The organism is Lysobacter sp. 2RAF19 (assembly GCF_052115395.1).
Lineage (GTDB): Bacteria > Pseudomonadota > Gammaproteobacteria > Xanthomonadales > Xanthomonadaceae > Noviluteimonas.
Window position 1 is genome coordinate 1,295,131 of sequence record NZ_JBFRGO010000001.1, and the last position, 13,424, is coordinate 1,308,554.

Annotated in this window: 15 protein-coding genes; 7 read left to right on the plus strand and 8 right to left on the minus strand. The window is 66.4% G+C overall.

Going from position 1 to position 13,424, the window contains the following annotated elements; all coding sequences use genetic code 11:
* Positions 1-115: 115 nt before the first annotated feature.
* On the plus strand, positions 116-496 hold the full coding sequence (rnk, locus tag AB4059_RS06325; RefSeq protein WP_498977586.1) for a nucleoside diphosphate kinase regulator: 381 nt from the start codon (positions 116-118) through the stop codon (positions 494-496).
* A 32-nt stretch (positions 497-528) separates the two neighbouring features.
* Complete coding sequence (gene ygiD, locus AB4059_RS06330; RefSeq protein WP_498977588.1) at positions 529-1,392, plus strand: 4,5-DOPA-extradiol-dioxygenase; 864 nt, start codon at positions 529-531, stop codon at positions 1,390-1,392.
* Between the two features lie 40 nt (positions 1,393-1,432).
* Here ygiD and AB4059_RS06335 read toward each other — a convergent pair whose 3' ends face one another.
* Genes AB4059_RS06335 through AB4059_RS06355 form a run of 5 tightly spaced genes read right to left on the minus strand, consistent with a single transcriptional unit; the run spans position 1,433 to position 5,547 of the window.
* A complete protein-coding gene (locus AB4059_RS06335) occupies positions 1,433-2,209 on the minus strand; it encodes a metal ABC transporter permease (RefSeq protein WP_498960908.1) in 777 nt (258 codons plus the stop codon).
* Positions 2,206-3,048, minus strand: coding sequence for a metal ABC transporter substrate-binding protein (locus AB4059_RS06340; RefSeq protein ID WP_498977590.1), 843 nt, complete (start codon positions 3,046-3,048; stop codon positions 2,206-2,208). The genes AB4059_RS06335 and AB4059_RS06340 overlap by 4 nt, the downstream gene beginning before the upstream one ends.
* 17 nt (positions 3,049-3,065) lie before the next feature.
* The gene (locus tag AB4059_RS06345) at positions 3,066-4,439 is read right to left on the minus strand and encodes a hypothetical protein (protein WP_498977592.1); all 1,374 of its coding nucleotides are present in this window, start codon (positions 4,437-4,439) and stop codon (positions 3,066-3,068) included.
* A gap of 60 nt (positions 4,440-4,499) precedes the next feature.
* The gene (locus AB4059_RS06350; protein WP_498977594.1) at positions 4,500-4,880 is read right to left on the minus strand and encodes a hypothetical protein; all 381 of its coding nucleotides are present in this window, start codon (positions 4,878-4,880) and stop codon (positions 4,500-4,502) included.
* A gap of 46 nt (positions 4,881-4,926) precedes the next feature.
* Complete coding sequence (locus AB4059_RS06355) at positions 4,927-5,547, minus strand: TetR/AcrR family transcriptional regulator (protein ID WP_498977596.1); 621 nt, start codon at positions 5,545-5,547, stop codon at positions 4,927-4,929.
* A 79-nt stretch (positions 5,548-5,626) separates the two neighbouring features.
* On the opposite strand from AB4059_RS06355, the gene AB4059_RS06360 reads away from it, so the two are divergent.
* Positions 5,627-6,709 carry an MBL fold metallo-hydrolase gene (locus AB4059_RS06360; RefSeq protein ID WP_498977598.1) on the plus strand — a complete coding sequence of 361 codons (1,083 nt, stop codon included), beginning with the start codon at positions 5,627-5,629 and terminating at the stop codon, positions 6,707-6,709.
* The gene (locus tag AB4059_RS06365; protein ID WP_498977600.1) at positions 6,706-6,954 is read left to right on the plus strand and encodes a hypothetical protein; all 249 of its coding nucleotides are present in this window, start codon (positions 6,706-6,708) and stop codon (positions 6,952-6,954) included. Before AB4059_RS06360 ends, AB4059_RS06365 begins: the two co-directional genes overlap by 4 nt.
* Before the next feature lie 6 nt (positions 6,955-6,960).
* On the opposite strand, the gene AB4059_RS06370 is transcribed toward AB4059_RS06365, so the two are convergent.
* A complete protein-coding gene (locus AB4059_RS06370; protein ID WP_498977602.1) occupies positions 6,961-7,527 on the minus strand; it encodes a peroxiredoxin in 567 nt (188 codons plus the stop codon).
* Positions 7,528-7,561: 34 nt separating this feature from the next.
* Positions 7,562-8,845, minus strand: a complete 1,284-nt coding sequence (locus tag AB4059_RS06375) for an FG-GAP-like repeat-containing protein (protein WP_498977604.1) — start codon at positions 8,843-8,845, stop codon at positions 7,562-7,564.
* A gap of 107 nt (positions 8,846-8,952) precedes the next feature.
* Here AB4059_RS06375 and AB4059_RS06380 point away from each other — a divergent pair, with 107 nt between their 5' ends.
* Positions 8,953-9,732, plus strand: coding sequence for a hypothetical protein (locus tag AB4059_RS06380; RefSeq protein WP_498977606.1), 780 nt, complete (start codon positions 8,953-8,955; stop codon positions 9,730-9,732).
* 25 nt (positions 9,733-9,757) lie between these two features.
* The gene (locus AB4059_RS06385; protein WP_498977608.1) at positions 9,758-10,408 is read left to right on the plus strand and encodes a glutathione S-transferase family protein; all 651 of its coding nucleotides are present in this window, start codon (positions 9,758-9,760) and stop codon (positions 10,406-10,408) included.
* 16 nt (positions 10,409-10,424) lie between these two features.
* Here AB4059_RS06385 and AB4059_RS06390 read toward each other — a convergent pair whose 3' ends face one another.
* Positions 10,425-11,411 carry an FG-GAP repeat domain-containing protein gene (locus tag AB4059_RS06390; RefSeq protein ID WP_498977610.1) on the minus strand — a complete coding sequence of 329 codons (987 nt, stop codon included), beginning with the start codon at positions 11,409-11,411 and terminating at the stop codon, positions 10,425-10,427.
* Between the two features lie 148 nt (positions 11,412-11,559).
* Here AB4059_RS06390 and AB4059_RS06395 point away from each other — a divergent pair, with 148 nt between their 5' ends.
* Positions 11,560-13,395, plus strand: a complete 1,836-nt coding sequence (locus AB4059_RS06395; RefSeq protein WP_498977612.1) for a tetratricopeptide repeat protein — start codon at positions 11,560-11,562, stop codon at positions 13,393-13,395.
* The last annotated feature ends 29 nt before the right edge of the window (positions 13,396-13,424 follow it).

Below are 13,424 nucleotides of genomic sequence, written 5' to 3' on the forward strand. Positions count from 1 at the left end.
TTGTCGCGCGAACTCAGCCGTCGCGTTGACCTTTCGCGCGCACGGGACTACGTTGGGTGCATTGTCGAGGCAGGGCGCAGGCCGCTGCCTCTTTTTTACGCCCTGGAGATTTGCCGTGGCTGCGACGCCGAACATCGTTGTATCGACTAAAGACGCTTCCCGACTGGAAGCCTTGCTGGCATCGGCGCAGGCCGACGATGTCGCCCACGATCTGGAGGCCGAGTTGGCGCGCGCCGAATATCGCGAGCCCGACCAGATGCCCGAGGGCGTGGTCAGGATGGGTTCGCAGGTGCGTTGCATCGACGAAACCACGGGCGACGAACATGTCTTGACCCTGGCCTATCCGCGCGATGCGGATTTCGCCGCCGGTCGCGTGTCGATCCTCGCGCCCGTCGGCGCGGCCTTGCTGGGACTGCGCGTCGGGCAGACCATCCAGTGGGCCTTGCCGGGTGGGCGCACGACGCGCCTGACGGTCGCGGCGGTCACGAACGACTGAGCAATCGGTTGGCGCAGGACGGAGGGTTCGACATGGCAGACAACACGCAGATGCCCGCGGTTTTCCTCGGCCATGGCAGCCCGATGAATGCCCTCGAACGCAACCGCTACACCGATGCGTGGCGCGCGGTCGGCGCATGCGTGCCGCGGCCGCGCGCGATCCTGATGGTCTCCGCGCACTGGTACGTCAACGCCACCGCCGTTACGGCAATGTCGCGCCCGAAGACGATCCATGATTTCTTCGGCTTTCCGCAGGCCTTGTTCGACGTGCAGTACCCGGCGCCCGGTTTGCCGGAACTCGCCGAGGAAGTCGCCGACGCCGTGCATCCGGAATACGTCGGCGCCGACCACGACAGCTGGGGCCTCGACCATGGCACGTGGTCGGTGCTGGTGCACGCATTCCCCGACGCCGACATTCCGGTCGTGCAACTGTCGATCAACGCCGCCAAGCCTGCCGACCATCACCTCGAGTTGGGCGCGAAGCTCGCGGCCTTGCGCGAACGCGGCGTCCTGGTGATGGGCAGCGGCAACGTCGTGCACAACCTGCGCGCGATGGATCGCAATGCGAAGGACGCAGGCTTCGACTGGGCGAAGCGCTTCAACGAAAAGGCGATCGACATTGCGACGTCCGCGCCGGAGCGCGCTGCGTCGCTCGTCGGCGACGCGGATTTCCTGCGCGTCGCGCCGACGCCCGAACACTTCCTGCCTTTCCTCTACATCGCCGGTTTCGGCGCGCAGGCGCGGCAACCGCTGGAGGTATTGGTCGACGGGTATGCGTTCGGCTCCCTGTCGATGACCTCGTATCTGGTCGGCATGGAACGGCCCGCGAGCGATCGCAATGCCGGCGGCTCCGCGCCGCTGGGCAGCAGCGCGCCGCCCGAGGACGCGAATATCTGAGGAACGCGGCGGACCACTCGGCCCGCCGCGTTTTTTTGTTTCAACGTGTCGCCGGATGCATCCTGCGCACCGCCGGCACCACTTGCGCGAACAAGCCGCACGCCGCGAGCAACCAGACGATCAACGCGCCGCTGGGCAGGTCGAACACCGCCGACAACGCAAGGCCGAGCACGTAACCGGCGATACCGATGACATAGGCGGCGACCAACTGTCGTTTCCCCTTGCCACCGACCGTCGCCAAGGCGGGGATGATCAGGCTGGCGAACACCAAATACACGCCGACCAGTTGCACGGACACGGTGATCGCCAGCGCGAACGCGCCGTAGAACGCGAGCCCGCGCAGGTTGTTGCGCCGCCACCAGACGAACGCGAGCAAAGCCGCCGACAACAGCGCCGCCGGCCACAACTGGTCGTAGCTCACCCACAGGATCTGGCCCACCAGCAAATCCTTGAGGTGTTCGCCTCCCTGCGGATTGTTGGCGAGCAGCAACAGGCCGCCGGTCGCCGCCAGCACGAACAAGGTGCCGATCAGCGGCTCCTGCAACTTCGGCCAGCGTTTATCCGTCCACGCGAGCAGACCCGCGCCCGCGAGCGCGGCGACGGCCGCGGCGATTTCCACGCCGTAACCGTGCTCGTCCACGCCGAGGTATTGCGCGAGGATCACGCCGAGCGCGGCGACCTGCGCGATCGCCAGGTCGATGAAGATGATGCCGCGCGACAACACCTGTCGACCGAGCGGCACGTGCGTGGAAAGCACGATCAGGCCCGCGACGCACGCGGGCCCGAGGATGCTGGCATCAAGGCCGTCGAGATTCATTTGGCGGCACCCAGCAGCTTGTCGATCGTGGAGTCGTACAGGCCGAACAGATCCTTGGCCTGCGCGTCGCCGCCGACGGTGAACGGCAACACGACGACCGGCACGCCCGTGCGATCGGACAACCAATGCGCGGGCTTCGGGTCCTGGTAGGCAGCGGTGATGATCGCGTACGCGCCCGCGGCTTTCGTCGTCGCAATCAGGCTCGACAGGTGTCCGCTGGTCGGCGGCACACCGGGCTTGGGTTCGAGCGCGCCGATCTGCTGCAGGCCCAGCCAGGTATTGAGGTACACCCAGCTGATGTGATGCACGACGACCTTCTTGCCCTTCAGCGGTGCGGCCTTGGCTTCCCAGCGCTTGATCGCGGCCTGCCAGCGCGTCGAGAAATCGGCCAGGCGCGATTGATACGTCGCCGCGTTCGCCGGATCGAGCGCGACCAGGCGTGCATCGAGCGCCTTGGCGATCTTGAGCACGCGATACGGATCCAGCTGCACGTGCGGATTTCCGCGCGGGTGCACGTCGCCGTTGGCGCGGTCGAGCGCGGTGGGGCGTTCGAGCGTCTGCACCTGCTTCAACAGTTGCGGCAGCCAACCCACTTCGAGCTCGCTGCCGGTGCAGGCGATCATGTCGGCCTGGCGCACCTTCGCGATCAGGCTGGGCTTGGCTTCGATCTGGTGGACGTCCTGCAACGCGGTGGTGCCGACGCTGAGTTCGACCTTGTCGCCCGCCAGTTCGGTGACGAGCGCGCCCCACTCCGGTTCGCAGGCGAAGATTTTCGGCTTGGCGAACACCGGGGTTGCGACCAGGCCGAGCAGGAGGACACAGGCAAGTTGCTTTTTCATTTGGATTGACCTTCCGATCAGAATTTGTGGGCGCCGTGGGCGCCGAATGCAGCCTGGTATTGCAGGCTGATGATGTTGTCGGTGTCCTGCGCGTTCGGGCGGTCCTGGCCCAGTTGCAGGCGGATGAGCGTGAACTCGCTGTTGTGCCAGGCGAGCATCACGCTGTGGCGGAACGGATCGAAGTCGCTCGCGAAAGGCCCGCTGTCGTCCGACCACAGGCGGTCGTAGCGATAGCCGGTTTCCCAGGTGCGATTGATGCGCCAGATGCCTTCGACGTAGGCGCCCGCGCGTTGTCCCGACCAGGGCTGGTCGAGCGCCGAATCGGCCGGATCCAGGTACAGGCCGTCGCGGTCTTCGTGGAAGTACTCGCTGCGCACGGTGACGCCGCCGTCCTTCGTGTTGCCGCCCGGCGCCCACTTCCAGGTGAAATCGGCGATATAGAGCTTTTCGTCGCCGCGGAATCCATCTTCCGCACCATCGGTCTGCGAACGCAGCATCGAAACGCCGGCCAGCCATTCGTTGTTCGTGCCGACATCGCCGCCGGCGTGCGCGAACAGCGTCTTGACGCCCGCACCGGCGTGGCCCGCGCCGCCGCTGGGGAAGCTGTCCCCGCGCATCACTTCGCCGCCGATTTCGAAGAAGACATCGGTCGGCGCGACCCAACGCACCTGCACGCCGTCATCCCCGTACTGATTCCCGAGGAAGGCCTGGTAGGCCAGCGGCCGATCGGAGAACGCATCGGTATGCGCGTGGTGGCTGTTGAGATAGCCGATGTTGGAGAAGAAGCGCCCCGCGCGCAGCGACAGGCCGCCGGGCATCGCGATCGTGTCGATGTACGCCTCTTCGACACCGAGGTGATCTTCGCCATCTTCGTTGTGGACCGAGAGCGTCGCCTGCCCGTAGAACTTGTCGTCGATGTTCGAGGAGAAGGCGAACTCGCTTTCGCCCAGCGACAGACCCTGCGGGCCGGGACCGGCTTCACCCGCGAGCGGGAATCCCGCGCGCACGTAGTCGTCGGGATTCAACGAGTTGTACGCGTAGCGCCCGTTGAGGATCACGCTCATCGCGGGATTGAACGCGTTGGGGTTGGACGCCGCGCTTTCGCCCGACGATGCGACCTCCTCCGCCGGCGCTTCCTGCGCTTGTTCGGCGACCTGCGGCTGTTCCGCCGACTGCGCCTGCACGGGCGGGTTGGCTTTCAGCGCTTCGATTTCCGCACGCGCGTCCTGCAGCGCCTGCGTCGTCTGCGCCTGCGCTTCTTCGAGTTGCTTGATCTTCGCTTCCAGCGCCGACATGCGCTGGTCGGCGGTCTGTGCGTATGCGGGTGTGGCCAACGCGGCCAGCAGTGCGCTCGCGAGCAAGCCGCGACGCAATGGGTAAGACAAATCCACGGATAACCTCCGGATCGGATGGACGGCAGGAAAGGCTGCGCAAGGCAGCGGCAAACCGCGTCAGGCGATCGGAGGTCGGAACGGAGAGGACGTTGCGTGTGGATCGATGGGGGACGCCACCATCGGCGGCAGCGCGACGTGCGGCAGTTCCAGCAAGGTCATCGCGAACACCGGCGCGACCGGTGCGAACGACGGCCCGCCACCGAGGTTCCAGATGCCGTCGGCGCCGTGCACGTGCTTGGCGCCCGACTGGCCCAGGTCGCCTGGATCGTCCTTGTCGCCTTCGAAGTGCACGCCGTTCGGATCGAGCGAGGCCAACATCGCGTGCTGGATCGAATGCACTTCGCACATCACGTGCATGATGGGCATCGCGACCAGGCCCAACACCAGCAGCGCCAGCAAGCTGGCGCGAAAATACCGGTGGACGCGGCGAAAGATCATCAGCCCGAGCGTAACGGACGTGCTGGGCGCGTACAACGCCCGGAGGTCACCGGCGTTCGTAGTACGCCAGGAACATGTCGACCGCCGATTCGGCGACCTGCCTGCCCTGCGCGGGCGTCAGCGGCGCCTGCCCCAGCGCGATCTGCGGCCAGAACGCGAAACCCTTCACCAACGCGTGCATCTGCATCGCGGCGAACAGCGGATCGTCGGTTTTCAGGCGCCCATCGGCGGCGGCGGCGCGGATCCAGGTCGTGAGGCCTTCTTCGCGATCGCCCATGCGGGCAATGACTTCCTGCGCGAGTTCGGGCGAATGCAGGCCCGCGGCGATCGCCACGCGCGCGAGTTCGCCGAAATTTTCGTCGCGCAGCAATTCCAGCTTCTGCGCCAGCAGTTCGAGCAACTGCGCGCGCAGCGGACGCGCCTTGCTGTAGGCCAGGTCCACCCCTTCCATGCTGCGTTCCCACAGCTGCTCCAGGATTTGCGCGAACAGCGCTTCCTTGCTGGGGAAGTGGTTGTACACCGTGCGCTTTGAAACGCCGGCCGTGGCGGCGATGCGATCCATGCTGGTGGCCGCGTAACCGGACTGGCGGAACTCGGCCATGGCGGCATCGAGGATGGCCGCGCGCTTGCGGTCGGTGAGGCGGACGGGGGCGGGCTGGCTGGACATGCGAAAAAGTTTACACCGGGGGGTTTACTTTTCGGAACTGGAAACTACACTGTGTCGTGTACTTCTTCAGGACCCGTCCATGAACGTGTGCCCCGTCCTCCCCGTCGACGACTACCCCGCTTCCCCCCAGGCCGCCCACGGCCGCTTCCGCAACCCGGCCCCCAAGCCGGTCGATGGCGTGGGGAAGATCGTGCGGATCCTCTGGAACGCGTTGTTCAACAAGCCCGCCACGGCCGTGCCTTCGGCGCCGCTTCCGGTGGATGCCTTGACCCGCGAGGCCCTGGACGCGGCGCCCGACCGGAGCCTGTTCCGCCTCGGGCATTCGACGATGCTCCTCAAGCTGCGCGGTGGTTTCTGGATCACCGACCCCGTGTTCGCCGAGCGCGCCTCGCCCGTGCAATGGATGGGGCCGAAGCGTTTCCATGCGCCGCCCATCGCGCTGGAAGATTTGCCGCCGCTGCGCGGCGTGATTCTTTCGCACGATCACTACGACCATCTGGATCGCGACACCATCGTTCGACTGGCGCAGACCACCGATGTGTTCCTCACGCCGCTCGGCGTCGGCGACCGCTTGATCGCCTGGGGCGTGGCCGCGGAGAAAGTGCGGCAGTTCGACTGGTGGCAGGACACGTCGATCGACGGCATCGTCTTCACCGCAACGCCTGCGCAGCACTTCTCCGGGCGCGGCGTGTTCGATGGCAACAAGACGCTCTGGGCCTCGTGGGTGATCGTCGATGGCGCGCGTACCACGCGCGGCGCGAACGACACCGCATTGCGCGTGTTCTTCAGCGGCGACACCGGCTACTTCGATGGCTTCAGGGAAATCGGACGACGTTTCGGCCCCTTCGACGTCGCGATGATCGAAACCGGCGCCTACGACCCGCAGTGGCCCTACGTCCACATGCAGCCGGAAGAAACGGTGCAGGCGCATGAAGACCTGCGTGCGCGCTGGCTGATGCCGATCCACAACGGCACCTTCGATCTGGCCATGCATGGCTGGCAGGAGCCGTTCGAACGCGTGCTCGCATTGAGCGCCGCGCGCGGCATCGCACTGACGACACCGCGCATGGGCGAACGCCTCGACCTGGGCGCGCCGCACGGCACCCCATGGTGGCGCGAAGCCGAATCCGAAACGCTTTTCACTGCGGTGCAAGCCCGATGAAACTGCGCATCGACGGCCTTCGCGGCGACGAGGGCGTGCGCACGATCATCGATGCGCTGCTCGCGGTGGACCTGGGCGCACGCATCAACTTCGATGCACCGCTGGTGAGCATCGCCGGCCGCATGACGGTCGACGATGCCAGCGCCGCGATCGAACGCAGCGGCTATCAGGTCGCTTCGATCATCGACCGCACGCTGGTCGACGCCGGCTTCCGTTACAAACCGCACGACAAGCCGGCGTATTGATCGCCCTTACTTTGCGGCGCCGGCGTGATGCGCCGCGAGCGCCTTCACCGCGTCGAGCGTTTCCTTCACGTGCTTGTTGGGATTGAGGTCGGAATACACGTGCGCGATCGAACCCGAGGGCGCGATCACATAGGACGTGCGATTCGACCACTCGGGTTTCTCGGCGAGGATCGCGTCGTACTGCTTGGCGATCTTCGCACCGGCGTCGGCGGCGACCGCGAACTTGCCGCCGCAGTGTTCGGTCTCTTTCGAGAAGTCCGCCAGTTGGTCGACGTTGCCCGCGGTCACGCCGATCACGGTGGCGTGCGCGGCCTTGAACTGGTCGATCGCCTCGGAAAACAGGTGCGCTTCCAGGTTGCAGCCGGAGGTGTGCGCGGCGGGGAAGAAATAGACGACCACCGGGCCCTTCTTCAGGGCGTCGGCGAGGTTGAACGTGAACGGCTTGCCCGCCAGATAAGCCGGCGCACTGAAGTCGGGGGCCTTCGCATCGACTTTCAACGCCGCAAGCGCGGGCGCGGCGAATGCCACGGTCCCGATGACGGCGGAAGCGGCGAACTTCAGCAATACATTCATGGTGGACGGCTCCTCGGGAATTTGTCGCGCAAGCCTACTCCGTAAAGGCGACGGGAGACCACGCCTGGCTGGCCATGGTCGTCACCGCCTGGACGGTCGCCGAATTGGCCGAACGCCAGATCGTGTTCGCGCCGGTGCTGGTGTTGCGCCACAGGATGTCGGCGCGCAGGTCGCCGTTGTAATCGCCCGACCCGACCGCCCGCCACGCGGTGGCCACCGTCGCCACCGCCTGCGGCGTGGCCGAACTGCCCGAACGCCAGATCACGTTCGCGCCGGTGCTGGTGTTGCGCCACAGGATGTCCGAACGGCCGTCGCCGTTGTAGTCGCCCGATCCGACGACGGTCCATGCCTGGCTCGCCATCGTGGTCACGGCCTGCGTCGTCGCCGAACTCCCCGAGCGCCAGATCACGTTCGCGCCCGTACTGCTGTTGCGCCACAGGATGTCGGCGCGGCCATCGCCGTTGTAGTCGCCCGAACCCACGACGCGCCACGCGATCGCGAGCGTGGACACCGCCGTCGTCGTGCTCGAACTCGCCGAACGCCAGATCACATTCGCGCCGGTGCTGGTGTTGCGCCACAGGATGTCGGCGCGGCCATCGCCGTTGTAATCGCCCGAGCCCGCCACGGTCCACGCCAGGCTGATCATGCTGGCCACCGCCTGCGTCGTGGCCGAACTGCCCGAACGCCAGATCATGTTCGCGCCGGTGCTGCTGTTGCGCCACAGGATGTCGGCGCGTCGATCGCCGTTGTAATCGCCGACGCCCACTGCGCGCCACGCAACCGCCAGCGTGGTGACTGCCGTGGGCGTGGTCGAACTGCCCGAACGCCAGATCACGTTGCCGCCGGTGCTGCCGTTGCGCCAAAGGATGTCGGAACGATTGTCGCCGTTGAAATTGCTGAGCTTCGCGATGGGCGCGGTCACGGTGATGGTGCCGGACATGCCCCCGCCGCCGGCGGCACCATGGCGTTCGCAGAAATAACGGATCGTGCCGGTCGTCGGGAAGAACACCGTCGCGTTCCATGCCGCACTGCTGAGGTTGCCGTTGCCGCCGGTGCCGTCGCAGCCGTTGGCACAACGGAAACTCGTCGGCGCGCCGGGATCGGAGCGCACGTTGTGCGTGCCGCCGCTGTTGTGGAAGGTGACCGTATCGCCGGCCGGAATGGAGAGGGTTTTCGGCGAAAAGGTCATGTTCGAATTCGCATTCACGACGTGGTTGGCCGACAAGGCCGCCGACGAAAACAGGACGCCCGGCGCCACCGCCGACCACGCCAAAGCGCGGACTATCCCGATCGCGATCGATGTTTGCTTTGCATGCATGGCGCGCACCTCGCCGGTTCGCCCGGACCGGCCCTCCGGTAGATACGCCAACGCGGGAATCCGGTTCGCATGGCCGGGGGCGCCGATCAGCCACGTTGGCATGACGCATGCCCAGACGACTTGCCCGACGCCTGCGCGACCACGATTGGGTCGGCGCGCTCATCGACCTGGTGATCGTGGTGGCCGGCATCCTGATCGCGCTGCAAGTCGGCAATTGGCACGAAGATCGGGTCGACGCACGGCGTCGGCACGCCTATCTCGGGCGCATCGTCGCCGACCTCGACACCGACCTGCTGGTCAACGGCAATCGCGATCGCTTCCTTGCGCAGGTCCGCGCCTATGGGGAACAGGCGCTCGCGCATGCGGAAACCGGCGACCTGGTCGGCGGCTCGGCATGGAAAACCGTGCTCGCCTATTTCCAGGGCGGGCAGTTCTATGCGTATTCGCGCGAGAACAACACGTTCGACGAAATGCGCGACGCCGGCGACCTGGGCCTGATCACCGATCCGAAGCTGCGCAGCCAGTTGGCGTTCTATTTCGAATCCAACACCAACCGCATGGCCGACAGCATGATCATGAACCTGGTGCCGCAATACCGGCAGGACATCCGGAGCGTCACGCCCATCGCGGTGCAGGATTACATCTGGACGCATTGTTTCCAGTTGATGCCGGGTAGCGGGCGCGACCAGCGCATGATCGACTGCCCCGCGCCCATCGACGAAGCGCAGGCGCGTGGCATCCTCGCCACCTACGCGCGATCCCCGGAACTGGCGCGTGAACTGCGGTTCTGGCTGTCCAGCCAGCGCATCGCGTCGATCACCGTGCCCGAGGACAGGCGCGATGCGCTGCAACTCAAGGCACGCCTGGAAGCGGAACTGCGCGACTGAAATCCACCGGACCAGAGGGACTTCGATGAAGCCGACGATCACCGCATTCGAACGCTCCCCCGACCGCGGCCGGGGCTTGTCGCGCGACATGCGCGTGCGCTGGGCGCTGGAAGAAGTGGGACAGCCTTACGACGTGCGCCTGCTGTCGTTCGAAGCGATGAAGTCGCCGGAATATCTCGCGCTGCATCCCTTCGGGCAGATCCCCGTTTATGAAGAAGGCGACCTGGTGCTGTTCGAATCCGGTGCGATCGTCTTGCATATCGCGCAGCGTCATCCCGGCCTCCTGCCGCAGGATGCGAATGCGCGCGCACGCGCGATCGCGTGGATGTTCGCCGCGCTCTCGACGATCGAGCCGCCGATCCTGGACCTGGTGATCGTCAAGTTCGTGGAGGGCAAGGAATCGTGGTTCGAGCAACGTCTGCCGGCCGTCGAACAACGCATCCACATGCGCCTGCGCGAACTCTCCGATCGCCTTGGCGACGCCGAATGGCTCGACGGCGCGTTCAGTGCCGGCGACCTGATGATGATCACCGTGTTGCTGCGGGTGAAGGCCGGCGGCCTGCTCGACGCGCATCCCAATCTCGCCGCGTACGTGGCGCGCGGCGAAGCGCGGCCAGCCTACCAGCGTGCGTTCGCCGCGCAGTTGGCGGTGTTCCAGGCTGCGTCGCCGGCGTGATCGACGCGGTCGGCGTCTATTCTCCGAAGCCGACGACCGACCACAGGGCGTAGTCCATCGCGGCAACCGCTTGCGGGGTCGTCTTGTTCGCCGCACGCCAGATGACGTTGGTGCCCGTGCCGGGATCGCGCCACAGGATATCGGCGCGGCCGTCGCCGTCGTAATCGCCCGAACCGACGATCCACCATGCCGGCGCGACCGCGGCCACCGCTTGCGGATCGGCCGCATCGGCCCCGCGCCAAATCACATTCGCGCCGGTGGTGAAGTTGCGCCACAACAGGTCGGATTGGCCGTCGCCGTTGTAATCGCCCGATCCGACGACGGCCCACGCCTGGTTTGCGACGGTGCGTACGGCCTGCGGTGTCGTCGCATTGCCCGACCGCCAGATGACGTTCGCGCCCGTGGTCCCATTGCGCCACAGGATGTCGGCGCGTCCATCGCCGTCGTAGTCGCCCGAGCCCACGACGTCCCATGCCACGGGCAGCGTGGAGACCGCTTGCCGCATCGTCGCATTGGCCGAGCGCCAGATCACGTTCGCGCCGGTGGCCGTGTTGTGCCACAACAGGTCGGCGCGTCCATCGCCGTTGTAATCGCCAGAGCCTGCGATGATCCAGGACAGGTTGCTCACGCTGGCCACCGGTTGCAGCACCGATGTGGCCGACAGCGAAATCCGCGTCGCCCCGGTCGTGTCGCGCCACACGATGTCCGTGCGTCCGTCGCCGCTGTAATCCCCGAGACCCACGATCCGGAACGTGGCGGGCATCACCGGCCCCTGCAGCCGCATGGCCGACTCGGCCGAAAGCCAGGCGACCTCCCTCGTGCCGCCGATGGGGAGGGCGAAGCGCCACAGGATGTCCGAATGCGCGTCGCCGTTGAAATCGCTCCGCATGGCGCCGGGCGTCGTGGCGAGGGATGTCGATGGAACCAGTGCTCCGGTGATCGCCGCCACCCAGGCGATCCCCAGCAATAACCCTTTCGTGATGGAAGTTTGCGTTGCTTGCATGGCGTGCACCTCGCCGCCGCGTGCGGATGCCCCACTTCCACCAACGTATGCGCTCGCCGCCCTCGTCCATGCCCCGGCGTCACCCCACCCGCTTGTTGTATGGTGCGCTTCGGCGGATGCGCCCGCCACGCCAAGGGTGTCCGCACGCATGGCAAGCGCTCTGTTCGCCGAATTGAAGCGACGCAAGGTCGTCAAGGTCGGCGCCGTCTACCTGGTGGCCGCATGGCTCGCGGTGCAGGCGGCAAGCATCGGCTTCCCCGCCTTCGATGCACCCGCCTGGGTGTTGCGCGTTTTCATCCTCGTCCTGCTGCTCGGATTCCCCATCGTGGTGGTGCTCGCCTGGGTGCTCGAACTCACGCCCGAGGGCATGCGCATCGAGCCTTCGCCGGTCGGCAACAAGCGCGTGATCGGCATCGCGCTGGTCCTGGTGGCGCTTGGCCTTGCCTGGTATTTCTTCGGCCAGCCGAGCGTGCGGCCCGGGCAGCAAGTCGTCGAAACAGGCGCGACTCGCGCACCGGGCGCCGCACCCGCGCCGGCGGTCGACAACAAGTCCATCGCGGTGCTCGCTTTCACCGATCTGAGCCCGAAGCACGACCAGGATTATTTTTCCGACGGCATGTCGGAGGAAATCCTCAACGCGCTCGCGCAGATCCGCGACCTGCGCGTGGCCGGGCGCACCTCCTCGTTCTATTACAAGGGCCGCAACGTCGACCTGCGCACGATCGGCAAGGCGCTGGGCGTCGCGCACGTGCTCGAAGGCTCGGTGCGCACCCAGGGCAACAAGGTCCGCATCACCGCGCAGTTGATCCGCAGCGTCGACGGCATCCATTTGTGGTCGAAGCAATACGACGGCGAGTTGTCGGACGTGTTCAAGCTGCAGGACCAGATCGCGCGCGCGATCGCCGACGAGCTGCAATTGGTGCTCGACGACGAGCAGAAGTCCCGGTTGGTCACCCAGGCGACGGACAACCCCGAGGCGTATCGGATGTACCTGCGCGCGAGCGAGTTGTTGAACAGGCGCGACTACGCGCACGGGAAGGATGCGGTCGCGTGGCTGGAACAAGCCCTGGTACTCGACCCGAAATTCGTGCGCGCGCGATCGCAACTGGCGCTCGTGCAGATGGTGCTCAACATCCATGATCCCGCGCACGGCGCCCAAGCCGAGCGGCATGCGCGCGAGGCGATGGCGATGGACCCGCACCTGGCCCAACCGGTCTACGTGTTCGGCATGACCCTGCGTTACGCGCGCCACTTCGCGCAGGCGCGTCCATATCACGATCGCGCGGTGCAAATGGCGCCGCAGGACGCGTCGGCGCACATGTACCGCGGCCAATGGTTGATCGTGAGCGGTTACACGAAGCAAGGGATCGCCGAACTGGATCGCGCGATCGCGATCGATCCGATGTTGCCCAACGCGGTCAACTGGCGCGGCTATCAATATCTGTTCGCCGGCGACATCGACGACGCGCAAGCCTTGTTCGCGCGCACCGATGCGCTCGGCCTGAGCCTGGCCAAGAGCGGCCTGGGCGAAGTGCAGTACCGCCGCGGCGATTTCGCGCAGGCCCGGCGCTTGCTGGCCGTCGCGCCGAACCTCGATCCCACCCTCTGCGGCAGCGTGGGCGCCGGCCATTTCGAAACCTTGCTCGAAGGCACCATCCACGGCGATGCCGGCGCGCAGGCCCGCTCGGTGCGCTTGATCGACGAGTGCCTGGCCACGCATCCGGCGATCGTGCCGTCGTGGACCGTGCTGTCGCTGATGCGGCTGAAGCTGTACGCGCGCGCGCTCGAGGTCTTCGCCGGGAACATCACCACCGACGATGCCGGCGTCATGCTCCGCATGTGGGCACCGGAGCACGCAGCGATGCGCGCACTGCCGCAATTCCCGGAGGCCGCGCGCAAGATCGGCTGGGTGGAGGCGTGGGAGCAATACGGGCCGCCCGACGCCTGCGACCGCGTGGCGCCGGGCCGGTACCGCTGCCACTGAAGTTTTGACTTCGTGTGTCGTTCCCGTGA

What these genes read in the sequence shown, in the direction of transcription:
- ygiD (WP_498977588.1), top strand. Translation starts at nt 529, where the DNA reads ATGGCAGACAACACGCAGATGCCCGCGGTTTTCCTCGGCCATGGCAGC.
- AB4059_RS06335 (WP_498960908.1), bottom strand. Translation starts at nt 2,209, where the DNA reads ATGAATCTCGACGGCCTTGATGCCAGCATCCTCGGGCCCGCGTGCGTC.
- AB4059_RS06340 (WP_498977590.1), bottom strand. Translation starts at nt 3,048, where the DNA reads ATGAAAAAGCAACTTGCCTGTGTCCTCCTGCTCGGCCTGGTCGCAACC.
- AB4059_RS06350 (WP_498977594.1), bottom strand. Translation starts at nt 4,880, where the DNA reads ATGATCTTTCGCCGCGTCCACCGGTATTTTCGCGCCAGCTTGCTGGCG.
- AB4059_RS06355 (WP_498977596.1), bottom strand. Translation starts at nt 5,547, where the DNA reads ATGTCCAGCCAGCCCGCCCCCGTCCGCCTCACCGACCGCAAGCGCGCG.
- AB4059_RS06360 (WP_498977598.1), top strand. Translation starts at nt 5,627, where the DNA reads ATGAACGTGTGCCCCGTCCTCCCCGTCGACGACTACCCCGCTTCCCCC.
- AB4059_RS06365 (WP_498977600.1), top strand. Translation starts at nt 6,706, where the DNA reads ATGAAACTGCGCATCGACGGCCTTCGCGGCGACGAGGGCGTGCGCACG.
- AB4059_RS06370 (WP_498977602.1), bottom strand. Translation starts at nt 7,527, where the DNA reads ATGAATGTATTGCTGAAGTTCGCCGCTTCCGCCGTCATCGGGACCGTG.
- AB4059_RS06375 (WP_498977604.1), bottom strand. Translation starts at nt 8,845, where the DNA reads ATGCATGCAAAGCAAACATCGATCGCGATCGGGATAGTCCGCGCTTTG.
- AB4059_RS06380 (WP_498977606.1), top strand. Translation starts at nt 8,953, where the DNA reads ATGCCCAGACGACTTGCCCGACGCCTGCGCGACCACGATTGGGTCGGC.
- AB4059_RS06385 (WP_498977608.1), top strand. Translation starts at nt 9,758, where the DNA reads ATGAAGCCGACGATCACCGCATTCGAACGCTCCCCCGACCGCGGCCGG.
- AB4059_RS06390 (WP_498977610.1), bottom strand. Translation starts at nt 11,411, where the DNA reads ATGCAAGCAACGCAAACTTCCATCACGAAAGGGTTATTGCTGGGGATC.
- AB4059_RS06395 (WP_498977612.1), top strand. Translation starts at nt 11,560, where the DNA reads ATGGCAAGCGCTCTGTTCGCCGAATTGAAGCGACGCAAGGTCGTCAAG.